General features: G+C 74.5%; 25 protein-coding genes. 16 read left to right on the forward strand and 9 right to left on the reverse strand.

Features of this window, described 5'->3' with window-relative positions; genetic code table 11:
- Nucleotides 1–33: 33 nt before the first annotated feature.
- Nucleotides 34–1125, forward strand: a complete 1092-nt coding sequence (locus ABT006_RS16050; RefSeq protein ID WP_350706989.1) for a UDP-N-acetylmuramate dehydrogenase — start codon at nt 34–36, stop codon at nt 1123–1125.
- A gap of 25 nt (nt 1126–1150) precedes the next feature.
- On the opposite strand, the gene ABT006_RS16055 is transcribed toward ABT006_RS16050, so the two are convergent.
- Together ABT006_RS16055 and ABT006_RS16060 are read right to left on the reverse strand one after the other, a co-directional pair.
- A complete protein-coding gene (locus tag ABT006_RS16055) occupies nt 1151–1948 on the reverse strand; it encodes a class I SAM-dependent methyltransferase (protein WP_350706991.1) in 798 nt (265 codons plus the stop codon).
- Nucleotides 1949–1967: 19 nt separating this feature from the next.
- The gene (locus tag ABT006_RS16060; protein ID WP_350706993.1) at nt 1968–2732 is read right to left on the reverse strand and encodes an SDR family NAD(P)-dependent oxidoreductase; all 765 of its coding nucleotides are present in this window, start codon (nt 2730–2732) and stop codon (nt 1968–1970) included.
- 182 nt (nt 2733–2914) lie between these two features.
- Between ABT006_RS16060 and mshA the strand changes: the two genes are divergently transcribed.
- The 3 genes from mshA (at nt 2915) to ABT006_RS16075 (ending at nt 6006) form a co-directional block, all read left to right on the forward strand.
- Nucleotides 2915–4273 carry a D-inositol-3-phosphate glycosyltransferase gene (mshA, locus tag ABT006_RS16065; RefSeq protein WP_350706995.1) on the forward strand — a complete coding sequence of 453 codons (1359 nt, stop codon included), beginning with the start codon at nt 2915–2917 and terminating at the stop codon, nt 4271–4273.
- Nucleotides 4274–4346: 73 nt separating this feature from the next.
- On the forward strand, nt 4347–4925 hold the full coding sequence (locus ABT006_RS16070; RefSeq protein ID WP_350706996.1) for a type III secretion system chaperone family protein: 579 nt from the start codon (nt 4347–4349) through the stop codon (nt 4923–4925).
- A gap of 190 nt (nt 4926–5115) precedes the next feature.
- On the forward strand, nt 5116–6006 hold the full coding sequence (locus tag ABT006_RS16075) for a hypothetical protein (protein WP_350707185.1): 891 nt from the start codon (nt 5116–5118) through the stop codon (nt 6004–6006).
- Between the two features lie 447 nt (nt 6007–6453).
- On the opposite strand, the gene ABT006_RS16080 is transcribed toward ABT006_RS16075, so the two are convergent.
- Together ABT006_RS16080 and ABT006_RS16085 are read right to left on the reverse strand one after the other, a co-directional pair.
- Entirely contained in the window at nt 6454–7779 is a 1326-nt protein-coding gene (locus tag ABT006_RS16080) for an MFS transporter (protein ID WP_350706998.1), read from the reverse strand.
- 119 nt (nt 7780–7898) lie between these two features.
- The gene (locus ABT006_RS16085; RefSeq protein ID WP_350707000.1) at nt 7899–9281 is read right to left on the reverse strand and encodes an MDR family MFS transporter; all 1383 of its coding nucleotides are present in this window, start codon (nt 9279–9281) and stop codon (nt 7899–7901) included.
- A gap of 151 nt (nt 9282–9432) precedes the next feature.
- Here ABT006_RS16085 and ABT006_RS16090 point away from each other — a divergent pair, with 151 nt between their 5' ends.
- A complete protein-coding gene (locus ABT006_RS16090; RefSeq protein WP_350707001.1) occupies nt 9433–10200 on the forward strand; it encodes a phosphoglyceromutase in 768 nt (255 codons plus the stop codon).
- A 50-nt stretch (nt 10201–10250) separates the two neighbouring features.
- Here the strand turns inward: ABT006_RS16090 and phoU are convergent, their stop codons facing one another.
- Nucleotides 10251–10907 carry a phosphate signaling complex protein PhoU gene (phoU, locus tag ABT006_RS16095; protein ID WP_350707003.1) on the reverse strand — a complete coding sequence of 219 codons (657 nt, stop codon included), beginning with the start codon at nt 10905–10907 and terminating at the stop codon, nt 10251–10253.
- 198 nt (nt 10908–11105) lie between these two features.
- Here phoU and ABT006_RS16100 point away from each other — a divergent pair, with 198 nt between their 5' ends.
- Together ABT006_RS16100 and ABT006_RS16105 are read left to right on the forward strand one after the other, a co-directional pair.
- On the forward strand, nt 11106–12392 hold the full coding sequence (locus ABT006_RS16100) for a sensor histidine kinase (RefSeq protein ID WP_350707005.1): 1287 nt from the start codon (nt 11106–11108) through the stop codon (nt 12390–12392).
- Between the two features lie 23 nt (nt 12393–12415).
- The gene (locus tag ABT006_RS16105; protein ID WP_350707007.1) at nt 12416–13099 is read left to right on the forward strand and encodes a response regulator; all 684 of its coding nucleotides are present in this window, start codon (nt 12416–12418) and stop codon (nt 13097–13099) included.
- A 64-nt stretch (nt 13100–13163) separates the two neighbouring features.
- On the opposite strand, the gene ABT006_RS16110 is transcribed toward ABT006_RS16105, so the two are convergent.
- Nucleotides 13164–13973 (reverse strand): DUF3109 family protein, encoded by an 810-nt coding sequence (locus ABT006_RS16110; RefSeq protein WP_350707009.1) that lies wholly within the window; start codon nt 13971–13973, stop codon nt 13164–13166.
- A gap of 74 nt (nt 13974–14047) precedes the next feature.
- Here ABT006_RS16110 and ABT006_RS16115 point away from each other — a divergent pair, with 74 nt between their 5' ends.
- Nucleotides 14048–14992 (forward strand): Ppx/GppA phosphatase family protein, encoded by a 945-nt coding sequence (locus ABT006_RS16115; protein ID WP_350707011.1) that lies wholly within the window; start codon nt 14048–14050, stop codon nt 14990–14992.
- Nucleotides 14993–15053: 61 nt separating this feature from the next.
- On the forward strand, nt 15054–15860 hold the full coding sequence (locus ABT006_RS16120) for a sugar phosphate isomerase/epimerase family protein (protein ID WP_350707013.1): 807 nt from the start codon (nt 15054–15056) through the stop codon (nt 15858–15860).
- A 149-nt stretch (nt 15861–16009) separates the two neighbouring features.
- On the opposite strand, the gene ABT006_RS16125 is transcribed toward ABT006_RS16120, so the two are convergent.
- The 3 genes from ABT006_RS16125 to ABT006_RS16135 are packed head-to-tail and all read right to left on the reverse strand — an operon-like array spanning nt 16010 to nt 18042.
- Nucleotides 16010–16582, reverse strand: coding sequence for a CGNR zinc finger domain-containing protein (locus ABT006_RS16125; protein ID WP_350707015.1), 573 nt, complete (start codon nt 16580–16582; stop codon nt 16010–16012).
- A gap of 19 nt (nt 16583–16601) precedes the next feature.
- Nucleotides 16602–17768, reverse strand: coding sequence for a glutathionylspermidine synthase family protein (locus tag ABT006_RS16130; protein ID WP_350707017.1), 1167 nt, complete (start codon nt 17766–17768; stop codon nt 16602–16604).
- Between the two features lies 1 nt (nt 17769).
- Nucleotides 17770–18042 carry a hypothetical protein gene (locus ABT006_RS16135; protein WP_350707019.1) on the reverse strand — a complete coding sequence of 91 codons (273 nt, stop codon included), beginning with the start codon at nt 18040–18042 and terminating at the stop codon, nt 17770–17772.
- 131 nt (nt 18043–18173) lie between these two features.
- Here ABT006_RS16135 and ABT006_RS16140 point away from each other — a divergent pair, with 131 nt between their 5' ends.
- From ABT006_RS16140 to ABT006_RS16175, 7 genes are all read left to right on the forward strand, one after another.
- Nucleotides 18174–19094 (forward strand): proline dehydrogenase family protein, encoded by a 921-nt coding sequence (locus ABT006_RS16140; RefSeq protein ID WP_350707020.1) that lies wholly within the window; start codon nt 18174–18176, stop codon nt 19092–19094.
- 194 nt (nt 19095–19288) lie between these two features.
- The gene (locus ABT006_RS16145) at nt 19289–19624 is read left to right on the forward strand and encodes a YrdB family protein (protein ID WP_350707022.1); all 336 of its coding nucleotides are present in this window, start codon (nt 19289–19291) and stop codon (nt 19622–19624) included.
- A 119-nt stretch (nt 19625–19743) separates the two neighbouring features.
- A complete protein-coding gene (locus ABT006_RS16150; RefSeq protein ID WP_350707024.1) occupies nt 19744–21315 on the forward strand; it encodes a hypothetical protein in 1572 nt (523 codons plus the stop codon).
- A gap of 588 nt (nt 21316–21903) precedes the next feature.
- Complete coding sequence (locus ABT006_RS16160) at nt 21904–22113, forward strand: helix-turn-helix domain-containing protein (protein WP_007465625.1); 210 nt, start codon at nt 21904–21906, stop codon at nt 22111–22113.
- Nucleotides 22114–22332: 219 nt separating this feature from the next.
- Nucleotides 22333–22434: a 30S ribosomal protein bS22 gene (locus tag ABT006_RS16165; protein ID WP_007465623.1), complete on the forward strand. Its 102-nt coding sequence runs from the start codon at nt 22333–22335 to the stop codon at nt 22432–22434.
- A gap of 120 nt (nt 22435–22554) precedes the next feature.
- Nucleotides 22555–23628 carry an NAD-dependent epimerase/dehydratase family protein gene (locus ABT006_RS16170; RefSeq protein WP_350707026.1) on the forward strand — a complete coding sequence of 358 codons (1074 nt, stop codon included), beginning with the start codon at nt 22555–22557 and terminating at the stop codon, nt 23626–23628.
- Nucleotides 23629–23885: 257 nt separating this feature from the next.
- Nucleotides 23886–24767 carry a lysophospholipid acyltransferase family protein gene (locus ABT006_RS16175; protein ID WP_350707187.1) on the forward strand — a complete coding sequence of 294 codons (882 nt, stop codon included), beginning with the start codon at nt 23886–23888 and terminating at the stop codon, nt 24765–24767.
- The last annotated feature ends 12 nt before the right edge of the window (nt 24768–24779 follow it).

Raw genomic sequence — 24779 nt, forward strand, 5'->3', positions numbered from 1 at the left:
GCCGCGGCTACCCCTCAGCCTAGGGTGAATGGCGTGTCTGACGTCTACGCCCAGCCGACAACCGGCACCGAACCCGCCGCCACGTGCGAACTGGCGCGATACACCACATTGCGCCTGGGTGGACCGGCCGGACGCGTCGTGGCCGGCACCGACGCGGACGAGATCGTCCGGGCGGTGCGGGAGGCGGCCGAACGGGACGAGCCCGTCCTGGTCCTCGCCGGCGGCAGCAACGTGGTCATCGGCGACGCCGGCTTCCCCGGCACCGTGGTCCTGGTCCGCTCCCGGGGCCTCCGGGTGGTCGACGAGGACGCCGCGACGGTCACCGTACGCGTCGAGGCCGGCGAGCCCTGGGACGACCTGGTCGCCGCCACCGTGGCCAACGGCTGGTCCGGCCTGGAGTGCCTCTCCGGCATCCCCGGCTCGACCGGCGCCACCCCGATCCAGAACGTCGGCGCGTACGGGCAGGAGGTCGCCGAGACCATCACCGGCGTGCGGGTCCACGACCGGGTCGACGGGACGGTCGGGCGGATCGCCGCCGCCGACTGCGGCTTCGCCTACCGCTCCAGCATCTTCAAGTACAGCGACCGCTGGGTGGTGCTGTCGGTCGACTTCCGGCTGGCCCGCTCGCCGCTGTCCGGCCCGGTGCGCTACGCCGAGCTGGCCCGGGCGCTCGGCGTGGAGGTGGGGGACCGGGTGCCGCTGGCCGACGCCCGGGCCACGGTGCTGCGGCTGCGCGCCGGCAAGGGCATGGTGCTCGACGCGGCCGACCCGGACACCCGATCGGTCGGCTCGTTCTTCACCAACCCGGTGCTGGACCGCGCGGCGTACGAGCTGCTGCGTGAGCGCGCCGCGGAGCTGGGCGAGCCGCCGTCGTGGCCCTGCCCGGGGGACATGGTGAAGATCAGCGCGGCCTGGCTGATCGACAAGGCCGGCTTCGGCAAGGGCCACCCGGGCCCGGAGGGCACCGCCATCTCCGGCAAGCACACCCTCGCCCTGACCAACCGCGGCGGCACCGCCAGCACCGCCGCCCTGGTCGAGCTGGCCCGGGAGATCCGCGACGGCGTCCACCGCCGCTTCGGCGTCACCCTCCACCCCGAACCCGTCCTCGTCAACTGCACCATCTGATGCTCGCCCCCGGCGGCTGGAGAGGTCAGGTGGGGGAGACGGCGGGCCAGGGGAGGGTGAGTTCGCCGTGGCGCCAGCGGCGGGGGCCGTCGAGGACGGGCCAGCCCGCCCCGCGTACGGCGGACACCGCGTGGAGCCAGCGCTGGCGGGGGCCGAACGGGGCGTAGCCGGCGGCGGCGTGCCAGGCGTCGTCGAGCGCCCCGATCAGGTCGTGGATCCGCTCGCCGGGGACGTTGCGGTGGATGAGCGCCTTGGGCAGCCGTTCGGCCAGTTCCGCCGGGGTACCCAGGGTGGTGAGCTTCGCGGCCAGGGTGAGCGTCCGGGGGCCGTCCGCGTCGAGCAGCACCCAGCCGCCGAGCCGGCCCAGCTCGTCGCAGGTGCCCTCCACCAGCAGCCCGCCCGGGGCCAGCGCGGCGGTCATCGTCCGCCAGGCGTCGGCCACCTCGCGCTCGTCGTACTGGCGCAGGACGTTGAACGCGCGGACCAGGGCGGGACGCAGCCCGGCCAGCTCGAACCCGCCCCGGGCGAACGTCAGCCGGGGCGGGTCGGCGGCGGGCTGGGCGGCGGCCACGCGGACGGGATCGATCTCCAGCCCGACCACCCGCACGTCGGCGCGGACCCCGGCGGCGAGCCGGGCGCGCAGCTCGACGGCGGTGACCGGGGTGGCGCCGTAGCCGAGGTCCACCACCAGCGGGTCGGCGGCGTCGCGCAGCGCCTCCCCGCAGGTCTCGACGATCCAGTTGTCCACCCGGCGGAGCCGGTTGGGGTTGGTCGTCCCCCGGGTCACCACGCCGAGCGGCCGGTGCCGCGCCGTGCCCGCCATCGTCGACCGCCGGCCCGGCTCAGCCGACCCGGTGCACCTTGTGCTGGGCGGCCTGCGCCAGCGGGCGCACCACGAGGCGGTCGACGTTGACGTGCTGCGGGCGGGTCGCGCACCAGGCGACGCAGTCGGCGACGTCCTCGGCCACCAGCGGCTCGGCGACCCCGGCGTAGACCGCCGCCGCCTTCTCGGCGTCCCCGCCGAAGCGCACCAGCCCGAACTCGTCGGTCTTCACCATGCCGGGGTCGATCTCCACCACCCGGACCGGGCGGCCGCACAACTCCAGGCGCAGGGTGCCGGCGACGGCCGTCTGCGCGTGCTTGGCGGCGGTGTAGCCGCCACCGCCCTCGTACACGGTGAAGCCGGCGGTCGAGGAGACGATCACGATGGTGCCGGCCCCGGACGCCTCCAGCGCGGGCAGCAACGCCTGGGTGACGCGCAGCGTGCCGAGCACGTTGACGTCGTACATCCACTGCCAGTCGCCGACCGACCCGGACTCGACCGGGTCCAGGCCGCGCGCGCCGCCGGCGTTGTTGACCAGCAGGGTGACCGGCCCCGGCGCCGCGGCCGCGGCCTCGGCGAGCCCGGCCACCGACTCGTCGGAGGTGACGTCGCAGGGCACGGCGGTGGCCGCGCCCCCCGCTGCCTCGATCTCCGCGATCAGTCCGGCCAACCGGTCGGTACGCCGCGCGGCGGCGAGCACGTGGAACCCCTCGGCGGCGAGCCGGCGGGCGGTGGCCGCGCCGATCCCGCTGGACGCTCCGGTGACGACGGCGACAGAGGTCATCCGGCCATTCTCACCCGGCCGGCCGCGCCGGGCGCCCTCGGCGCGGTGATGAGGTCCGTCACGCCCGGGGGTCGCCCCCGCGCATCAGCGGGGCGGGATCGGGAAGATGACATCCGGCGAGGACGTTGTCCGAAAAGCGCCGGGCGTGCGGGACGGCATAAACCGTGACAGAGGGAGCGGACGTGGCGGAAGTGCACACCGGTGTGGGTCGTCAGCGCGGTGCGCGTCCGTGGCCCCGCCCCCGGCGGATCGCCACGCTCTCGGTGCACACCTCGCCCCTGCACCAGCCGGGCACCGGCGACGCGGGCGGCATGAACGTCTACATCCTGGAGGTCGCGCGGCGGCTCGCCGAGGCGGACGTCGAGGTGGAGATCTTCACCCGGGCGACCTCCGGCGACCTGCCCCCGGTCGTCGAGACGGCCCCCGGCGTGCACGTCCGGCACGTCACCGCCGGCCCGCTCGAAGGGCTCACGAAGGAGGAGTTGCCGGGTCAGCTCTGCGCCTTCACCGCCGGCGTGCTGCGCGCCGAGGCGTCCCGCCCACCGGGCCACTACGACCTGATCCACTCCCACTACTGGCTCTCCGGCCAGGTCGGCTGGCTGGCCAAGGAGCGTTGGGGCGTGCCGCTGGTGCACACCGCGCACACCCTGGCGAAGGTCAAGAACGCCCAGCTCGCCGCCGGGGACCGGCCGGAACCCAAGGCCCGCGTCATCGGCGAGGAGCAGGTGGTCACCGAGGCCGACCGGCTCGTCGCGAACACCGCGGTCGAGGCCCGAGACCTGATCGACATGTACGACGCGGACCCGACCCAGGTGGCAATCGTCGAGCCCGGCGTGGACCTGGACCGGTTCCGTCCCGCCCCCGAGGGGCGGCACAAGCGCGCCGCCCGTCGCCGGCTCGGGCTGCCCGCCACCGGGTACGTGGTGGCCTTCGTCGGCCGCATCCAGCCGCTGAAGGCCCCGGACGTGCTCGTCCGCGCGGTGGCCGCGCTGCGCGAGCGCGACCCGGCGCTCGCCGACGAGGTGACCGTGGTGATCTGCGGCGGCCCCAGCGGCAGCGGCCTGGACCGGCCGACCGCCCTGATGGAGCTGGCCGCCACGCTCGGCGTCGCCGACCGGGTGCGGTTCCTGCCGCCGCAGACGGGTGACGACCTGCCCGCCCTGTACCGGGCGGCCGACCTGGTGGCCGTGCCGTCGCACAACGAGTCCTTCGGGCTGGTGGCGCTGGAGGCCCAGGCCTGCGGCACGCCGGTGGTGGCCGCCGCCGTCGGCGGGCTGGTGACCGCGGTCCGGGACCAGGTCAGCGGCCTGCTCGTCGACGGCCACGACCCGGTCGACTGGGCCCGTACGCTCGGCCGCCTGCTGCCCGACCGGCTCCGCCGGGCCGAGCTGTCCCGGGGCGCGGCCCGGCACGCCCGCGCGTTCTCCTGGCAGCGGACGGCCTCGGGGCTGCTCGCCGTCTACGGCGAGGCGATCGCCGAACACCGGGCCCGGCTCGCCTCCGAGCTGGCCGGCGACGCGGCGATGTCCTGCTCCTGGTGACCGGCCCGGTCGCCGGTGGCGGGCCGTCCGCCGCCACCCCGTGCCGGCGCGTGGGCGGCCGTAGAGTGGGCCGATGAGCGCGAAGGACGATCTGGCGGCCCTGATCGAGGCGGTCTGCGACGAGCGGGAGCTGGCCTGGGAGTCGACCGGCCCGGGCTCGTACGCGGTCACGCTGCCGGGCACCCACAAGCTGAAGACGGTCTGCAACCTGATCGTCGGTGAACACGCGCTGCGGATCGAGGCGTTCGTGATGCGCCAGCCGGACGAGCGGCGCGAGGAGCTGTGGGCCTGGCTGCTGCGACGCAACGCCCGGATGTACGGGGTGTCCTTCTCCGTCGACGCGGTCGGCGACGTCTACCTGACCGGCCGGGTCAACCCGGCGGGGATCGACGCCGACGAGCTGGACCGGCTGCTCGGCGCGGTGCTGACGTATTCCGACGAGTCCTTCGACACGATGCTGGAGATCGGCTTCGGCAGCTCGATCCGCCGGGAGTGGGAGTGGCGGGTCAAGCGGGGCGAATCCACCGCGAACCTCGCGGCGTTCGCGCACCTCTTCGAGCCGTCCCCGGCCGCCGCCGGCGCGGGGGCCGCCGGCACCGGGGGCGGCGCTCCCGGTGCGGGTGCCCCGGCGGGAGGTTCGGACCGGTCCTGACGGGTATGCCGCACCGCGCGGCGCGGCACTGGGACCCGCCGCGCGCCGAGGACCAACTGTCGAGGAGCGTGAGCGTCCCATGGCTCAGCGGAACAGCTCAGGTCGCGGCGGGACTGCGACCAGGACGAAACGGCAGGCGGGCAACCAGACCCCGAACACGCCGGGGATCTCCGAGTCCGACATCTCGCGGATGAAGGTGGACGAGATCCGGGGGCAGTTGCGCCGGCGCGGGGTCTCCGGGATCTCCGCGCTGCGCAAGCCGGAACTGGTGAAGACGCTGGTGCGGACCCTGCGTGCGGAGCGCCCCGCGGGTGGCGCCGCCCGCCGCAGCACCGGGCCCGCCGGCCGCGCGACGGGGACGAAGGCATCGGCCGGCCGGGCCGCCGCCACGAAGAAGGCGGCTGCCGGACGGGCCGCGGGCAAGGCCGCCCCGAGCCGGGCGAAGGCCGCGAACAAGACCGCGCCGGCCAAGAAGGCCCCGGCCCGGAAGGCCGCCGCGAAGGCGGCCCCCGCCAAGAAGGCGGCCCCTGCCAAGAAGGCGGCCCCCGCCAAGAAGGCGGCGGCGAAGAAGACCGCGCCCGCGAAGAAGGTCGCGCCGGCCCGGAAGACCACCACGGCGGCGGCCCGGAAGACCACGGCGGCGGGGAGGACCGCGCCGGCTCCGTCGCGTGCCGGCGCGGCGCGCGGCGGTACGGCGACGCAGGCCACCCCCGTCCGGACCGGCCGTGCCACCGGGCGGTCGGTACGTTCGTCGCAGGCGATCACCTCGACCGCCGACCGGCCCGAGCGCCCCGGCCGCAGTCTGGTCACCGCGAACCACGACGTGATCCGGCGCTGGGCGCGGGAGCGCGGCGCGAAGCCGGCGACGATCGCGGGCACCGAGCGGGAGGGCCGGGCCGGCGTGCTCACGTTCAACATCCCGGGCTACCGGGAGAGCAGCCGGATACGCGAGATCACCTGGGACGAGTGGTTCCGCACCTTCGACGATCGCAAGCTGAACCTGATCTACCAGGAGCAGCTCCGCGACGGCCGGCCCAGCAACTTCTTCCGTACGGAATCCCCGGATCGTGAGGACGCCTGACGTGTTTGGGGGAATGGCCGACGGGTATGCGCTGTTGGCGACGACGGAGGACCGAGACAGCGACATCCGGGTGGGACACCGGGTGCTGTGACCGGCGAGACAGCCGATCCAGCTTGAATCGGGAATCCGGGCGAACTAACTTTATTGCACCGCGCCACGCTCGGAAACGTTCGGGGGAGCGGCGGATCGATCAGATCCGTGCACCGAGCGAGGCGCAGGGGACGGGTGGAACAACACCGTTGGGGGACGGTGGCCACCTGTTTGGACCGGCGGCGCGAGCGGGCGACGCCTACGGGGGTGGGTATCGCCCGCCGCCGCCGGTCATACCGTGCGAGCGCCCATCACGACCACAAGTCGTGATGGGCGCTCGGCTTTCCCCGGGAGCGCCCGCCCGCCTAACGCCGGGACACGGCTGCCGGCCTTTCTGACCGCCGCCGGCCGTACGGGTCAGCGCGCCGGCGCGGGAGCCCGGACGGGGGTCGCGGGCCGGAGGCGGGCCTCGGTGTGGGCGGCGCGGAGGGCGGCCACCCGGCGGTCGCGGGACGGGCCGGTCAGCAGATGGCAGCCGGCCGCCAGCAGCCCCAGCCCGCCGACGACGAGCCAGTGCCCGTCCCCGAGGTACTGCAGGCTCATCCCGCCCAGCGTGGGCGCCACGAACGACGCAGCCGGGAACGCCAGGTAGAACACCGACTGGTAGCGGGCGCGCAGCTCGGGCGGGGCGAGGTCGGCGTTGATCTGGGCGTTCGGCGGGGCGGCGAGCATCTGGCCGACCGTCCAGACCACCGCCGCGGCCAGGTACACCGCCAGGTCGTCGGCGACGGCGAGGACGGCGAAGCCGGCCGCCAGCAGCACGGTCGACACGGCCAGGACGTGGTGCTTGCGGTGCCGCTCGATCAGCCTCGGCACGAAGAGCTGCCCCACCACGATCAGCACCCCGCCGAGCGCCACCACCACGCCGTACGCCGACGGGCGCAGCCCGTCCGTCCGCATCGCCAGCGGCATGATCGTCGAGGTCTGCATGGTCAGCACTGCCAGCACGAAGGTCAGGCCCACGAAGGTGAGGAAGGTGCGGTCCGTCAAAGCCGTGTGCAGCCCGGGCGGGCGCGGACGCCCCCGCCGCCGTGCCGCCCGCTCCCGGTGGCCCGCCACCGCGGCGGCACCCGCGGCCCGGCCGACCCGCACCCGCGCAAGCGTTTCCGGGACCTTCCAGGCGATCACCAGGGCCGCGACCAGGGTGGCGGCGGCGTCGACCAGGAAGAGCGCGAGGAAGCTGGCCTCGGCGAGCAGGCCGGCCAGCAGCGAGGCCACCGCCATGCCGAGGTTGAACGCCCAGAACTGGAGGTTGAACGCGCGGGCGCGGCGCCGCTCGGGCACCACGTCGACGATCGCCGCGACGAAGGCGGGGCTGGGCATCGAGTGCGCCACCCCGACCAGGGCGGCGAGCGCGGCGATCACCACCAGGTGCCGACTGAAGGCCAGCGCGACCATGAGCCCGGCGGTGACCAGGTGGGCGGCGAGCAGGGTGGATCGGCGTCCCCACCGGTCGGCCAGCACCCCGCCGAGCAGCACGCCGCCCGCCCCGCCCAGCCCGTACGCCCCGACCACCGCGCCCGCCAGCGCCTCGCTCGCGCCGCGCGCGTCGGTCAGGTAGAGCGACAGGAAGAGCATCGCGAAGGCGCCGGCCCGGTTGATCAGCAGGCCGGCCCAGAGGTACCAGAAGGTGGCGGGGAGGCCGCCCGTGGTGTCGTCCAGCCAGCGACGCAGGGCCCGCACCCGTCCCTCCAGACAGTTGTGTTTGTTAACAGTTCAGGCTCGACCGTAGGAAGCCGAGGTCCGGCGCGCCAGCGTGTCGCTGATCACCACACTCCGGGTCGGGCCCACCCAGGCTCGACTCACCGCACGCCGGTCGACTCGGCTGCCCGCCGCGGGCCGGTGGGCGGGCCGGCGTCGACGCCGGGCGCCAGCGGCTCGGCGGGCGCGGTGGCCGCCGCCTCGGCCGCCTCCGGCGCGGGCGGTCGGACCGCCACCACCGGCACGACGGTCTCGGTGGCCCCGCGCAGGGCGACGGCCCGCCGCTCCCGGGCCGGGCCGGAGACCAGGTGGGCGATCGCCATCAGCCCGCCGATCAACGCGCAGCCGAGCCAGAGCTGGCCGTTGCCGGCCTGCTCACGGACCAGGCCGCCGAGGACCGGCGCGACGGCGCCGGCGACCTGCCAGGAGAGCGAGAACACACCCTGGTAGCGGCCGCGCAACTCGGCGGGGGAGAGCTCGGCGATCAGGGTGGCGTTGGACGGCGAGTTGAGCATCTCGCCGACGGTCCAGATCAGCACGGTCAGGCCGTAGAACCAGGCCGCGTCCGCGAACGCGGTGAGACCGAACCCGACGCCCATCACCACGGAGGCGAGGGCTAGCACGTGCGACCGGCTCCGGCCCTTGATCAGCCGGGGTACGAAGAGCTGGCCGACCACGATCAGCACCCCGTTGAGCGCGATCACCGAGCCGTACGTGGCGGGGCTCAGGCCGGAGTCGCCCATCGCGATCGGCAGCATCGAGATGTGCTGGAGGAAGACCAGCGCGCCGAAGAGGTTGAGCGCCACGAAGCCCAGGTAGACGCGGTCGGTCAGGATGGTGCGCAGCGCCCCGGCCGGCGCCCCGGGGCCCTTGTGGCGGGCGCCGACGGCGGGGGCCCGGCGGGTCTCGCCGACCTTGGCGAAGATGATCAGCGCGGTGATCACGGTGGTGGTCGCGTCGACCACGAAGAGCAGCAGGTAGCCGGCCTCGGCGGCGAGGCCGGCGAGGACCGCGGCGCAGGCGAAGCCGAGGTTGATCGCCCAGTAGTTCAGCGAGAAGGCGCGCAGCCGGTCCTTCTCCGGCACCACGTCGATCATCATCGCGCCGAACGCCGGGCGGGCCGCCTCGGCGAACATGCCGAGCAGCAGCGCGCCGAGCGCCACCGCCCAGAGTTCCCGGGCGAAGCCGAGCGCGAGCATCATGGTGGCCGCGCCGAGGTGCGCGGTGAGCAGGGTCGGCCGGCGGCCCCAGCGGTCGGTCAGGGTGCCGCCGACGGTGGTGCCGACCGCGCCGCCGACACCCCACAGGCCGATCACGAGGCCCGCCTGCGACGCGGAGAAGTCGCGCTCCTGGGTCAGGTAGATGGCGAGGAAGACCAGGACGAACGAGCCGAGCCGGTTGATCAGCGTGCCGGCCCAGAGGTACCAGAAGGTGACCGGCAGGCCACCTGTCGTGTCCCCGAACCAACCCCGCATCGTCCGCACGTCGGCGCCCCCGCTCGCGTAATGACCGTCCTGATTGTTGCGCCTTACAACCTAGTGGCGGGCCGGTTTTCCGGTCATCGTCTTTTCCACGTGGTGGTCGTCACGACCACTGCCCGCGTGTCCCCGCGCCGGGTGCGGCAGGATGATCCGCATGACTGCGAGCGAGGGGCCCACCGTCGGGACGCTGGTCCTGCTGCGGCACGGCGAGAGCGACTGGAACGCCAAGAACCTCTTCACCGGCTGGGTCGACGTCGACCTGACCGAGAAGGGCGAGAACGAGGCGCGCCGCGGCGGCGAGCTGCTGCGCGAGCACAGCCTGCTGCCGGACGTGGTGCACACCAGCGTCATGCGCCGCGCGATCCGCACCGCCGAGCTGGCGCTCAACGCGGCCGACCGGCACTGGATCGCCGTGCGGCGGTCGTGGCGGCTCAACGAGCGGCACTACGGCGCGCTGCAGGGCAAGAACAAGAAGCAGACCCTGGAGGAGTACGGCGAGGAGCAGTTCATGCTCTGGCGCCGCTCGTATGACACGCCGCCGCCGCCGATCGCGGACGACGACGAGTTCTCGCAGGTGGGCGACCCGCGCTACGCGCTGCTGCCCAGCGAGCTGATGCCGCGCACCGAGTGCCTCAAGGACGTCGTCGAGCGGATGCTGCCCTACTGGTACGACTCCATCGTGCCGGACATCCTGGCCGGTCGGACGGTGCTGGTGGCCGCGCACGGCAACTCGCTGCGCGCCCTGGTCAAGCACCTGGACCAGATCTCCGACGAGGCGATCGCCAAGCTCAACATCCCGACCGGGATCCCGCTGCGCTACGACCTCGACCCGCAGCTGCGCCCGCTGACGCTGGGCGGCACCTACCTCGACCCGACCGCCGCCAAGGCGGCCGCCGCCGCCGTGGCCAACCAGGGTCGCTGACCGGCACGACGACGGCCCCCGGGTGCCCCGGGGGCCGTCGCCCGTCCGCCTCAGGCCGCCGAGGGAGGCGGGGTCTGCCCGGTGATCAGGTAGACCACGTGCTCGCCGGAGTTGACGGCGTGGTCGGCGAAGCGCTCGTAGAAGCGGCCGAGCAGGGTGGCGTCGATCGCGGTCTCCACGCCGTACGGCCAGTCCTCGCCGAGCAGCACCCCGAACAGGCTCCGGTGCAGGTCGTCCATGGTGTCGTCGTCGCGGTCCAGTTCGGCGGCGAGGTCGGCGTCGGGCTTGGCGAGCACCGAGCCGATCTTGACGGCCATCCGGTCGGCGGTGGCGGCCATGTCGGTGAAGATCGGCCGCAGCTCGGCCGGCACGGCCGGCGACGGGTGCCGGCGCAGGGCCGTCTTGGCGACGTGGTCGGCCAGGTCGCCCATCCGCTCCAGGTCGGCCGCGACGTGCAGCGCGGTGATCATCGCGCGCAGGTCGGAGGCGACCGGCGCCTGCCGGGCGAGCAGGTCGCAGACCCGCTCCTCGACGTGCCGGTAGAGGTCGTCGATCTCGGCGTCCCGCTCGATCACCGTCTCGGCCGCCCGGCGGTCCGCGGTGAGCAGAGCGCGGGTGGCCTGCCGCATCGCGGCCCGGACCCCCTCCGCCATGTCCACCAGCAGTTGGCTGACGGTCTGCAGGTCAGCCCGGAACTCGTCGCGCATTGTCACGTCCTGTGGTCGGTGGTCGCCGCCGGAGGGCGGCGAGGGAGCAGGTGCGCCGCCCACGGTAGGTCGGACGGACGGACCGCAGATGAACCACGGTGAACGACGCCGGACGCGGGAGTGAACTTTCCCGGAAGTGAGCGTGATTCGCCCCATTTGTATTGGTTGCCAGGTTAACAATCGCCCTACGATCGCCGGGTGGAGTGGGCGGTGACGGTCGCGTTGGCCGTGGGGCTGGTGGCCGGACTGGTCGCCGGGGTGCTGCTGCCCCGGTTCGTGCCGGGGCTGGGCGGGCGCTCCACCTCGACGGGGAGCCGGCCGGGCTTCCCCCTCACGCGTGGGAGGCTCCCGATAGCCGAGGATCCGCAGTCCGGGCTCGGCCGCCGGACCATCGACTCGCTCCGCGCCGGCGTGGTGGTGCTCGACCCCGACGACCTGCCCGTCCTGGTCAACCCCGCCGCCCGCGCGATGGGGCTGCTCCGCACCGGCCCGACCCCCGGCTCGATCGCCGCCCACCCCCTGATCCGTACGCTCGCCGGGCAGGTCCGGCGCACCGGCGTGCGGCGCGAGATCGAGCTGGACCTGCCGCGCGGCCGCGACAACACCGGGGTTAACCCGCTCGGGGTGCACCTGCGGGCGATGGGACTCGGCGCGGGCTACATCGCGGTGGAGGCGGCGGACGTCACCGAGTCGCACCGGCTGGCCCGGGTGCGCCGGGACTTCGTGGCCAACGTCAGCCACGAGCTGAAGACCCCCATCGGCGCCCTGCAACTCCTCGCCGAGGCGCTGCTCGACGCCACCGAGCCGGCCGGCGCGGGCGCGCCCGACCTCTCCGAGGACCTGGTCGCCGCCCGGCGCTTCGCCGAGCGGATCCAGCACGAGTCGACCCGGCTGGGCCGCCTGGTGCAGGAGCTGCTGGAGCTGACCCGGCTCCAGGGCGCCGAGGCGCAGCCGCCCCCGGAGCCGGTCGCCGTCGACTGGGTGGTCGCCGAGGTGGTCGACCGGACCCGCACCTCCGCCGCCGCCCGCCGTATCGACGTGGTCGTCGAGGGGGAACGGGGGCTCACGGTCCACGGCAGCGACACCCAGCTCGCCACGGCGGTGTCGAACCTGGTCGAGAACGCCATCAACTACTCGGCCGAGGACACGACCGTCCGGATCACCGCCCGCGCCGACGACGAACACGTGGAGATCGCCGTCGCCGACCAGGGCATCGGCATCGCCCCGACCGACGTCGACCGGATCTTCGAGCGCTTCTACCGGGCCGACCAGGCGCGGTCCCGGTCGACCGGCGGCACCGGGCTGGGGCTGGCCATCGTCAAACACATCGTCGGCAACCATGGCGGGCGGGTCGAGGTGTCGAGCACTCTTGGTGGTGGGTCGACGTTCACCCTGCGGCTGCCCGCCCGTCCCCCCGACGAGATCCTGGCGACACTGCCGTCTGCTGGGATCGAGGCCGGCCCGGCCGAGCTCCGGCAGGTCTGACAGCAATGGAAAGGAAATCCCCGTTGAGCCGCGTTCTGGTGGTCGAGGACGAGGAGTCGTTCTCCGACGCCCTGTCGTACATGCTCCGCAAGGAGGGCTTCGAGGTGTCCGTCGCCGCGACGGGCCCCTCCGCCCTCACCGAGTTCGACCGGACCGGCGCCGACATCGTGCTGCTCGACCTGATGCTGCCCGAGATGTCCGGCACCGAGGTGTGCCGGCAGCTCCGACAGCGCTCGCACGTGCCGATCATCATGGTCACCGCGCGGGACAGTGAGATCGACAAGGTGGTCGGCCTGGAGATCGGCGCCGACGACTACGTGACGAAGCCGTACTCGCCGCGGGAGCTGGTCGCCCGGATCCGGGCGGTGCTGCGCCGGCAGAGCTCCGAGGTCGCCGAGTCGGGCGCGCCGACGCTGGCCGCCGGCCCGGTCCGGATGGACATCGAGCGGCACGTGGTGACCGTCGACGGCGCCCCGGTGCAGCTTCCGCTCAAGGAGTTCGAGCTGCTGGAGCTGCTGCTGCGCAACGCCGGCCGGGTGCTGACCCGGGGGCAGCTCATCGACCGGGTCTGGGGGGCCGACTACGTCGGCGACACCAAGACCCTCGACGTGCACGTCAAGCGGCTGCGTTCCAAGATCGAGCCGGAGCCGTCCGCGCCGCGCTTCATCGTCACCGTGCGGGGCCTGGGCTACAAGTTCGAGCCCTGATCGGCGTACGCGCGAAAGGGGCCCGCGCCGGCGCGGGCCCCTTTCGGACGTGCTGCGGTGGCGGTCAGGCGCCGTCGGCCGGGTGCGGGGCGACCATGCCCTGCCGGCTGCGCGCCCCGCACAGCTCGGCCAGCTTCGCGTACGCGGGCGCGCCGATCAGCGCCGTCAGCTCCGGGCCGTAGGAGACGTACATCGGCTCGGCGCCGACGTGCGCGTCGGTGGAGGAGGTGCACCACCAGTCCAGGTCGTGCCCGCCGGCGCCCCACCCCCGCCGGTCGAACTCGGACAGCGTGGAGACCAGCACCTTGGTGTTGTCCGGCCGCTTGACCCACTCCTGGTCGCGGCGGATCGGCAGCTGCCAGCAGACGTCCGGCTTGTATTCCAGCGGGTGCACCCCGTCGCGCAGCGCCTGGGCGTGCAGCGCGCAGCCGGCGCCGCCCGGGAAGTCGGCGTCGTTGAGGAAGACGCACGGACCGTCCTCCGCCTGGGTGGCGGTGCGGCGGGCCGGGTTCTTGCCGTCGATCGTGTCGTTCTCGGTCCAGTTCTTGAACCCGCGACGGAAGTGCTGCCACGTCGCCGGGCTCAGCCGCTTCACCGCGGCCCGGACCCGCTGCTCGTCGTCGGAGTCGGTGAAGAACGCGCCGTGCGAGCAGCAGCCGTCGGCGGCCCGGCCGGCGACGATGCCGTGGCAGCCCCGGCCGAAGACGCACGTCCAGCGGGAGAGCAGCCAGGTCAGGTCGGCCCGGACCAGGTGGTTCTCGTCCGCCGGGTCGGCGAACTCGATCCACTCCCGCGGGAAGTCCAGCGGCACCTCGCGGCTGCGGGGGTCGTCCGGGTCGTCGACCAGCACACGGAGTTCGATCTGCCCTGTCACCCGGCCCAGCGTACGCGGGGAGCACGGCCCGGTCCGCCGAGCCGCGCAAACCGGTTGCCCCTAGGGTCGTCAACATGCGACTGGGTGTCCTCGACGTCGGTTCCAACACGGTGCACCTGCTGGTGGTCGACGCCCACCACGGCGCGCACCCCTGGCCGGCGCACTCCGAGAAGGTGGTGCTGCGGCTGGCCGAGCAGATCGACCCGGACGGCGCGCTCACCGAGACGGGCGCGGACGGCCTGGTCAAGGCGGTCAGCATGGCCAGGGCGGCCGCCGACGGGCTGGACGCCGACGACCTGATCGCGTTCGCCACCTCCGCCGTGCGGGACGCCACCAACGCCCCCGAGGTGCTCGCCCGGGTCCGCGAGGAGGCCGGCGTACGCCTGGAGGTGCTCCCGGGCGCGGACGAGGCGCGACTGACCTTCCTCGCGGTGCGGCGCTGGTTCGGCTGGTCGGCGGGGCGGCTGCTGGTGCTGGACGTCGGCGGCGGCTCGCTGGAGATCGCGGCCGGCATCGACGAGGATCCGGACGAGGCGGTGTCGCTGCCGCTCGGCGCCGGCCGGCTGACCCGGGACCGGCTCCGGGCGGCACCGGACAGCGCGGCGCCGCCGCCGGCCGAGGCGGTCGACGAGCTGCGGGCGTACGCCGACGGCCTGCTGGAGCCCGTCGTCGCGCGGATGACCGCGGTGGGCTGGGAACGCCCCGTGGCCACCTCGAAGACGTTCCGGACCCTGGCCCGGCTGGCCGGTGCGGCCCCCTCCGGCGCGGGCCTGTGGGCCCCCCGCCGGCTCACCCGCCGCGGGCTGCGGCAGGTGCTCGGGTTCATCCGGCACATCCCGCCGGCCCAGCTCGCCGAGCTGGAGGGGGTCAGCGCGGGCCGGGCCCACCAGTTGCTCGCCGGGGCGGTGGTCGCCGAGGCGGCGATGCGCCGGCTGGACGTGGAGGCGCTGGACATCTGCCCGTGGGCGTTGCGCGAGGGCGTGATCCTGCGCCGGCTCGACCAGCTCGGTTCCGGGTGATACGGGCGCTTTGCGGGTTCTCGTCATGAGGTGTCAATCGACCCCGGCTACCCTCGATGGTGTGACATCCCGCGTCCCCGTGCTCCTGTCCAGTTCCTCGGTCTTCCCTGAGCGGACCGCGGCGGCGTTCCAGCTGGCCGCGGCGCTCGGCTACGACGGCGTCGAGGTGATGGTCTGGACGGACGCCGTCAGCCAGGACGTCGGCGCGCTGCGCGGGCTCGCCGAGCACTACGGCGTCCCGGTGCTCTCCGTCCACGCGCCCTGCCTGCTGGTCACCCAGCGGGTGTGGAGCCCGGACCCGTGGGAGCGGCTGCGCCGGTCCGCGGAGATGGCGGCGGCGCTCGGCGCGCCCACCGTGGTGGTCCACCCGCCGTTCACCTGGCAGCGCGACTACGCGCGCAACTTCGCCGACGGGCTGGCCAGGATCGCCGGCGAGTTCCCGGAGCTGCGCCTCCCGGTGGAGAACATGTACCCGGTCCGGATGGCCGGCCGGCAGTTCGTCCCGTACGTCCCGGGCTGGGACCCGACCGAGACCGGCTACGCCTCCTACACGCTCGACCTGTCGCACTGCGCCGCCTCGCACACCGACTCGATGGCGATGGCCGACCGGATGGGCGCCGGCCTGGCGCACGTGCACCTCGGCGACGGCACCGGCGAGGGGCGCGACGAGCACCTCGTGCCCGGGCGCGGCAACCAGCCCTGCGCCGAGCTGCTCTCCTCGCTCGCCGGGCGGGGGTTCACCGGCTCGGTCGCCGTGGAGGTCACCACCCGGGGCGCGAAGAGCCGCGCGGTGCGGGAGGCCGACCTGCGCGAGGCGCTGGAGTTCGCCCGCCAGCACCTCGGCACCCCGTCCCCCGTCGACGCCTGACACGCCGACCCTCGACGCGGCACCCGAACCACGCGGGTCGGGCGGGGCCGCGGCGGGAGACCGGGCGCGGCGGGCCGCGCCGTGAGCCGGTCGAGGGCGCCGGTCGACGGCCGGCCCGGCCCGGGCCGGTGGCCGACCCGGGCCGGGCGTCAGGCGACCGTGGTGAGGGATTCCTTGCTGGCGGCGCCGGCCTGCTCGCCCACCGCGGCGCGCTTGCGGGCCCGGTGCGCGGCCACGTGCGAGCGGGTGGCGCAGCGCTCCGAGCAGAACCGCCGGCAGCAGTTGGACGAGGTGTCCAGGTAGACGTTGCCGCAGCGTTCGTCGGCGCAGACCCCGAACCGGGCGCTGCCGTACTCGCAGAGCCAGACCGAGAGGCCCCAGACCGCGCCCGCCAGGTATTCGGCGCTCACCGAGGCGCCCCGGCTGGTCACGTGCATGTGCCAGTCGCTGGAGTCGTGCCCGGAGATGCGGGGCTGCACCGGGAACGCCTCCAGCAGGGCGTTGAGCTCGGCCACCGCCTGGGCGTCCCGCCCGGAGGTGCCGTACTCGAAGACGTCGCGCAGGCGCTTCTGCGCCCGCCGGAAGGTCGCGAGGTCCCGCTCCGCCACCTCGTCACGCATCCACGCGTTGTCGTCGGGGAAGAGGGCCCGCAGGTCGTCGAGGTCGTCCAGGCGGGCGTTGACGAGGTCAACGCCGGTCCGGGCGTACGCGTCGAAGTTCACGCCCCCAACGGTAGACGACTCAGGAGCCGCGTGGTGCGTCGATGTAGTGCGGCAGGAACCGCGCGTAGCCGTCGGTGATGAGGCTCGCGCTCTCCCGCACCCCCGCACCGGCCGACTCGCCGTCGACCACCCAGCTGCCCAGCACCATCCGGTTGCCCTCGAACTCCGGCAGCGCGCGGAACTCCTGGTAGCAGAAGCCCTCGTCGCCGTAGATCCCCGGATTGGTGATCTCCCCGGCGCCGGTGACGATCCGCACCGAGCCGCCCTCCCGGCCGAGCAGCGGCTTGGCGACGTACTCGGGCATGCCGCGCGGCGAGTCGAGGTACGCCGGCAGCAGCAGCTCGTGGCCGGGGTACAGCTCCCAGAGCACGGCGAGCAGCGCCTTGTTCGACAGGAGCAGCTTCCACGCCGGCTCGATCCAGGTGGTCGGGGTGCCCGGCCGCAGCGCCAGCGACCCGTACGGCTCGGCGAGCATCCACTCCCAGGGGTAGAGCTTGAAGCAGGTGGTGACCGGCTGGTCCGCCGCGTCGACGAAGCGCCGGCCGTCCCAGCCGATCTCCTGGACGGGCTGGAACACGACGTCCAGCCCGGCCTGCCGGGCGGTCTCGGCGAGGTAGCCGGCGGTCATCTGGTCCTCGCCGGACTCCTCCTCGTTCGACCAGACCACGTGCACCCGCCGGTCGTGCAGGCCGGCGCCGATCTTCGCCCAGGCGCCGACGAGGCGCTCGTGCAGGCTGTTCCACTGGTCCAGCTCCGGCCGGGTGTGCTCCAGCCAGTACCACTGGACGATGCTCGCCTCGACCAGGGCGGTCGGGGTGTCGGCGTTGTACTCCAGCAGCTTCGGGGGCCAGCTGCCGTCGTACCAGAGGTCGAAGCGCCCGTAGAGGGTCGGCGGCGACTCGCGCAGCGACCGGGCCACGGCCTCGGCCGCCCAGTCCGGGATGCCGAACTCGGCGTGGCGGCGGCGCGCGACGACGTGTTCGGCGGCGGCCACCGACATCCGGTGCAGCTCCTCCGTCGCCTCCTCCAGCCGCAGCACCTCGTCCAGCTCGAAGGCGTACGCGGCGGTCTCGTCCCAGTACGACATGATCCCGCCGTCGGGCAGCTCCGTGTCGACGTACACCAGGCCCTGCGAGCGGATGGTCGCGTCCCAGCCGGGGCGGGGGGTGACGGACTCCCGGCGCACGTCAGCCGCCGCAGGCGGCGAGGTGGGTGCCGAAGCCGCCCCGGTCGGGGACGGCCGCGGTGACCGGTTCCGGCGCGGTGCCGCCGGCGGTGACCTCGGGCACCCGCAGCGCGACGGCCACGGTGCCGCCGCCGCCGACAGGCCCGAGGGCGCAGTCGTCGTCATCGTCGTCGTCGGAGGTCGTGTTGCAGGCGGAGAGGGCGAGCGCCAGTGCGGTGAGCGCGCCGAGCTGCACGGAGGCCGACCGGAGCCGGCGGCGGGGGCGATGTTCCACGTCATGGTTGTAACCGATGGACACCAGTGCCGTCCGCCCCCGGGTAAGGCATGTGATGCGGTTGGGACCTGGGCGCGGGTACTGCCGCCGCCGCCCGGCGCGCGGGCGTCGTCGGGCGTTACGCTCGGTCCATGCTCCGTTCCGTCATCCTCGCCGCCTCCCGGTCATCCCAGGTCGAGCGGCTCGTCGCGACGGCCCCGGTCACCCGGGACCTCGTCCGCCGGTTCGTGGCCGGCGCCAAGACCGACGACGCGTTGCGCGCGACCCGCGAACTCGTCGACGACGGTCTCGCGGTCACCCTCGACCACCTCGGCGAGGACACCGTCACCCCCGAGCAGGCCAACGCCACCCGGGACGAATACCTGCGGCTGCTGACGCGGCTCTCGGGCGCGGGGCTGACCCCGGCGGCCGAGGTGAGCGTCAAGCTCTCCGCGCTCGGCCAGGCGTTCGACGAGCAGCTGGCGTATGACAACGCACGGGCGATCTGCCTGGCAGCCGACGAGGTGGGCACCACGGTCACCCTGGACATGGAGGACCACACCACCACCGACTCGACCCTGGACATCCTGGCCAAGCTGCGCAAGGACTTCCCGTCGACCGGCGCGGTGCTCCAGGCGTACCTGCGGCGGACCGAGTCGGACTGCCGCGAGTTGGCCACGGCCGGGTCCCGGGTGCGGCTGTGCAAGGGCGCGTACAAGGAGCCGGAGTCGGTGGCCTACCAGTCCGCCCGCGAGGTGGACAAGTCGTACGTCCGCTGCATGAACATCCTGATGTCCGGCGACGGCTACCCGATGCTGGCCACCCACGACCCGCGCCTGATCGCCATCGGCGAGGACCGGGCCCGCTGGTTCGACCGCGGCCCCGAGCGGTTCGAGTTCCAGATGCTGTACGGCATCCGGCCGGAGGAGCAGGCCCGGCTGGTCGGCGAGGGCTACACCGTGCGCACCTACGTGCCCTACGGCGACCAGTGGTACGGCTACCTGATGCGCCGCCTCGCCGAGCGCCCGTCCAACCTGGTCTTCTTCGGCCGGGCCGTGCTCAGCAGGAAGTGACTCGGACGTTCGACCGGGCGCGGGTGCCCAGCACCAGGCGGTAGCCGTCCGGATCGACCACCGTCACCCCCCCCAGCGGTCCCAGTACGGGCCGGCGGAGCCCCTCGTCCCGCCGGCCCGTTCCAGTTCCGGACCAGCTCGTCGTCGACCGCGCCGAGCGGCGCGTCCGGTCCCGAATCCCGGGAGGAGCGCCGATGTACGCCCTGCTCTTGCTGCTGCTCTTCCTGCTCGAACTGGCCGTGCTGGCGATCGGCGGCTGGTGGGGCTGGTCGTGGGACGCCGGGACGCCCGCCCGGCTGGCCGCCGCCGTCGCCGTGCCGCTGCTGCTGGCCGCGCTCTGGGGCGTCTTCGGGTCGCCGAAGGCCCGGGTGCCGCTGCCGGCGGCGGGCAAGCACGCGTTCCAGGCCGCCTGGTTCGTGGCCGGCGGCGGGATGCTCGCCCTGCTCGGGCGGCCGCTGGTCGGCGTCGCGCTGGTCGTCGTCTGGGCACTCACCGTCGCCCTGCTCCGGCGATCGGGCCGCCCTGCCTGAGCCCGCCCCGGCGGCCCGCCGGTCCGGGCTGCCACGGGTGCCGGCGCGACCCGCCCGGGTGCGGCGTCGGGCCGTGGCGGTGGTCGCCGGGGCGACCGGATGGTCGTACCCTTCGCCGGGTGACTGACGGGCAGCCCGGGGCGGACGGTCGGCCGGCGACGGACGACGCGCGGGCCACCGCGACGACACCACCCGCCGCATCGTCCACGCCCACCGAGCTGCCCACGCCGGGCACCCCTGCCGCGCCCAGCGGGCCGGCCACGTCCCCCACGCCCAGCGGGCCGGCCACGTCCCCCGCGCCCAGCGGGCCGGCCACGTCCCCCACGCCCAGCGGGCCGGCCACGTCCCCCGCGCCCGTCGGGCCGGGCCTGCCGACCGTGCCCACGGCGTCGGCCGAGCCCGGTCCCGTCGCGGTGCCGGTGGTGCCGCCGGAGCGGGTGTCACGGCGGCTGTGGCCGCTCTGGGCGGCGCTCGCGGCGGTCGTGGTGATGGTCACCTGCGGCCTGTCCACGGCGTTGCTGGCCGGCCTCGCGCGCGACGACGCCGGGCCGGTGCCGGGGGCCTCCGGCACCCGGGCCGACGACCCCGCCACGAGGGCCGCCCGCCAACTCGGCGAGCGGATGACGGCGGAGCTGGCGCGGCAGTCGGCCGCGCTGCTCGCCGGGGACCGGGCCGGGTTCCTGGCCGTCGCGGAACCCGTCGCGCACCCGGACCTGCGCCGCCGGTACGCCGCGCTGCGGGCGCTGCGGGTGACCACCTGGCAGGCCGAGGCGACCGGCCTGCCCACCCCGGTCGACGGCCGGCCCGGCGAGTGGCGGTTGCCGGTCGAGTTCCGGTACTGCCTCGTCGTGCCGGACTGCCGCACCAGCCCGGTGCTGACCGGCACCCGCTGGCGGGCGGGGGACCGGCCCCGGCTGCTCGCCGTGGAGCCGTCCCGATCGGTGGAGACCGGCACCCGGCCCTGGGAGGTCAGCGAGCTGGCCGTCGCCGTCGGCCCGCGCACCCTGGTGGCCACCACCCCCGCCCTGCGCCGGCAACTGCCCGGCCTGCTCGCCCAGGCCGAGGCGGCCGCCACGGTCGCCGACACGTACGCCGTCGGCGGCCGGCCGCCCGACCGGTACCGGGTCTTCTACGCGGGCCGCGCGGAGTGGCAGCGCTGGTACGGCGGTGACCGGCCGAAGTGGACCGGCGGGTACGCGGTCGCCGTCGGCGGCGGCCACCACGAGGTGGTGCTCAACGCCGACGGGCTGGTGTCCAGCGGGGTGGACGACCTCCTCCGGCACGAGCTGACCCACGCCGCCTCGCTGCCCGAGCGGGGCTACCCGGGCAAGGGCATCTGGTGGCTGGTCGAGGGGCTGGCCGAGCACGCCGGCGCCGACGGCCAGCCGGTCGACCGGTACGAGGGACTGGCCGAGGTGCGGCGGCTGACCGGCGGCTGGGACGGCCGGCTCGACGGCCTCACCCCGGCCGACGACGCGCCGGCCGAGCGGGTCAGCGGCAGCTACGGCATCTCCTACCTGGCCGTCCGGCACCTGGTCGACCGGTTCGGCCCGGAGCGGCTGCTGGCCTTCTTCGCGGCGGTGGTGCACGAGCGTCGCCCGGTGGCCGACGCGGCCGAGGCGACCTTCGGCGAGCCGTGGAGCGCCCTGCACGACGAGTGCGTCGCGTACGTCCGGGCCGTGGCCGCCTGAGCGGCGCGTCGTCCGACGTCGCCTGAACGGCGCGGGGCCGAACGTCGCCCGGGCGGTGGGTCATCGGGCGTCGACGTGGGCTCGTGGCGCGGGCCGCGCGCCGCACCGGCTGGCCATGCGCGACGGCGTGGTGGTCGGCGACGGCGCAGCCCAGGGGGCGGTCGGGTGCGTTCATGATCGACCGCTGTCGGGCGGCGCCGGCCGACCTGACACACTGGTGCCGCTCCCAGCGCGGAGCCCCGGTCCGCGTCCGGAAGCGGCCCGGGGCGCCCGCCCGGTGGTTCCGGTGGCGCCGCCGGAACCACCGGGCGCCTTCCGCGGCGGGGCGGCCGGTCACCGTCCCTGACCGTGCTCGGCTCCCGGTGGTCGCGCGGCGGAATGAGGACCGACCGGACGCCGGGCGCAACAGGTTCGACAACCACGTAGCCGGTCGGGTGGACCGGCCCCGCGAACCATGATCAGTTGTACGAAGGGATCGCGCCGGTCACAGCCGCCCCGCTACCGTACTGGTAACACGCGCGTCGCCGGTCCGGGCGGGGAGGATCCCGTCCGGTGGCACGCGCCGGGCATGGGATGGGTCGGTGAGCCATGGCCGGGTCGCAGTCCGACGGTCGGCTGTCGGAGGTCAAGTTCCTGACCGTCGCCGAGGTGGCGACGGTCATGCGGGTGTCGAAGATGACGGTCTACCGCCTGGTGCACAGCGGTGAGCTCACCGCGGTCCGGGTCGGCCGGTCGTTCCGGGTCCCCGAACACGCGGTGCACGAATACCTGCGGGGTGCCTTTCAGGAGACCGCCTGAGCCGCCCGCGGGCCACCCGTCGAGTGCGACGTAACGGGCATCGACGGGGGCGCGTTGGTCCTGTTGACGCTCTCCAGCTACCCTGGACCCCGACCGTGACCGCAGATGCGCCCCGCCGCATGTCCCGCTGGCCCGGTCCGCTGTCCGCACGCGGTCGTCGACGGCACCCGATGGTGGTGTCATCCGGTCGCCCCGCATGTTGCATCGAAAGGCTGTCGTATGGGCTCGGTGGTCAAGAAGCGCCGCAAGCGCATGGCTAAGAAGAAGCACCGCAAGCTGCTGCGCAAGACCCGCGTCCAGCGTCGCCGTCTCGGCAAGTGACCGGGGCCGGGCCGCTGCCCGGCACCTGTCGTCACTTGCCAACTGTCGACCCTCGGAGGCTCAGGTGATCAGGCCGTGGATGTCCCGGCTCGATCCCGCCTGCCGAGGGAGGTGCGCGACATGACCCCCGGTGGCACCCCAGGTGCCCCGGGGGTCGTCGTCGTGACCGGGGTCAGCCGCTACCTCGGCGCGCACGTCGCCGCCCGGCTCGCCGCCGACCCGCGCATCGAGCGGGTCATCGGCGTGGATCCGTCGGAGCCGGCCGCCGAGTTCACCGACCTGCTCGACCGTGTCGAGCGCGTCCGCGTCGACGCCGGCTCGCTCGGCGGTCTCCTCGCCGACCTCGACGTCGACGCCGTGGTCCACCTCGCCCTCGTCACCGCCCCGGACCAGCAGCACGGCGGTCGCGCGGCGATGAAGGAGCAGAACGTCATCGGCACGATGCAGCTCCTCGCCGCCTGCCAGCGGGCGCCCCGGCTGCGCAAGCTCGTGGTCCGCTCCTCGACGGCCGCGTACGGGGCGTCGTTCCGCGATCCGGCCGTCTTCACCGAGGAGACCGAGCCGCGCGAGGTGCCGCGCGGCGGCTTCGGCCGCGACATCCTCGACATCGAGGGGTACGTCCGCGGCTTCCGTCGCCGCCGGCCCGACGTCACCGCCACGGTGCTGCGCTTCGCGCCCTTCATCGGCTCGACCGCCGACACCACCCTCACCCGCTACTTCTCCCAGCCGGTCGTGCCCACCGTGTTCGGCCGCGACCCCCGGCTGCAGTTCCTGCACTTCGACGACGCGCTGGAGGTGCTGCACCGGTCGATCGTCGAGGACCATCCGGGGACGTACAACGTGGCCGGTCCCGGGGTGCTCTCCCTCTCCCAGGCGATCCGCCGGGCCGGCCGGGTCGCCGTGCCGGTGCTGGAGCCCGGCCTCTCCGGGGCCGTCGCGTTCGCCCGCAACCTCGGCTTCGGCCGCTACGGCCTCGACCAGGTCGACCTCTTCGTGCACGGCCGGGTCGTCGACACCACCCGCCTGGAGCGGGAGTACGGCTTCACGCCCCGCACCACCGCCGCCGCGTTCGACGACTTCATCCGCGCCCACCACGGTGGCGTCGTGGTGACCCGGGACCAGTTGGCGGCCGCGGAGCACCTCGTGCTGGAGGGGATCCGGCAGGTCCGGGCCGCCGTGCGGGAGCGCTCGTGAGCGAGCCGGAGCAGCGGCGCGACGGCCGCTACGACGTACCGCTGACCGTCGCCGAGCCGGGCGCGGAGCCGGCGCGGGCGAACGGGCGCCGCCGGGCTGCGACGGCCGACGAACCGGACACCGCCGCCACCGACGAGCCGGTAGCGGCCACTGCTGGCGACAGGGACGAGCCTGGCGGGCCTGTCGCGTCGGGCGCCACGGACGAGCCCGACGAGCCGGCCGCGACGGAGGCCGACCGGCCGGGCGGGGCCGGGGACGTGCCGGCGACGACCGGGCCGGCGGTGCCGGACCGACCGGGCGACCACTGGGACCGCCGGGTCGCCAAGGGGCTCGCGTTCCTGCGCCGCCGGCTCTCCGGCGACTACGAGGTCGACGAGTTCGGCTTCGATCCGGAGATCACCGAGGCGGTCTTCCACCCGCTGCTGCGGGTGCTCTACCGGGACTGGTTCCGCACCGAGGTCACCGGCCTGGAGCACGTGCCCGCCGAGGGCGCCGGGCTGGTCGTCGGCAACCACTCCGGCACCGTGGCGCTGGACGCGCTGATCCTCTCGGCCGCCCTGCACGACCGGCACCCGGCCCACCGTTACCTGCGCCTGCTCGGCGCGGACCTGGTCTTCCGGATGCCGGTCGTCTCCGAGCTCGCCCGCAAGACGGGCGGGACGGTCGCCTGCAACCCGGACGCGGAGCGGCTGCTCGGCAACGGCGAGCTGGTCGGCGTCTTCCCGGAGGGCTTCAAGGGCATCGGCAAGCTCTACGCCGAGCGCTACAAGCTGCAACGCTTCGGCCGGGGCGGGTTCGTCTCGGCGGCGCTGCGCACCGGCACCCCGATCGTGCCGGTCGCCATCGTCGGCGGCGAGGAGATCTATCCGATGCTCGCCGACATCAAGCCCCTGGCGCGGCTGCTCAAGCTGCCCTACTTCCCGGTCACCCCGACCTTCCCGTGGCTGGGGCCGCTGGGCATGGTGCCGCTGCCGAGCAAGTGGCTGATCGAGTTCTGCCCGCCGATCCCCACCGCGCACCTGACGGACTCCGCCGACGACCCGCTCGTGGTGTTCAACCTGGCCGACCAGGTGCGGGAGACGATCCAGCAGACCCTGCACAAGCTGCTCGAACGCCGGCCGGACCCGTTCGGCCCGTGACGCGGGCGGCCG

The sequence above is a fragment of the Micromonospora sp. NPDC002717 genome, from assembly GCF_040295705.1.
GTDB lineage: Bacteria > Actinomycetota > Actinomycetes > Mycobacteriales > Micromonosporaceae > Micromonospora.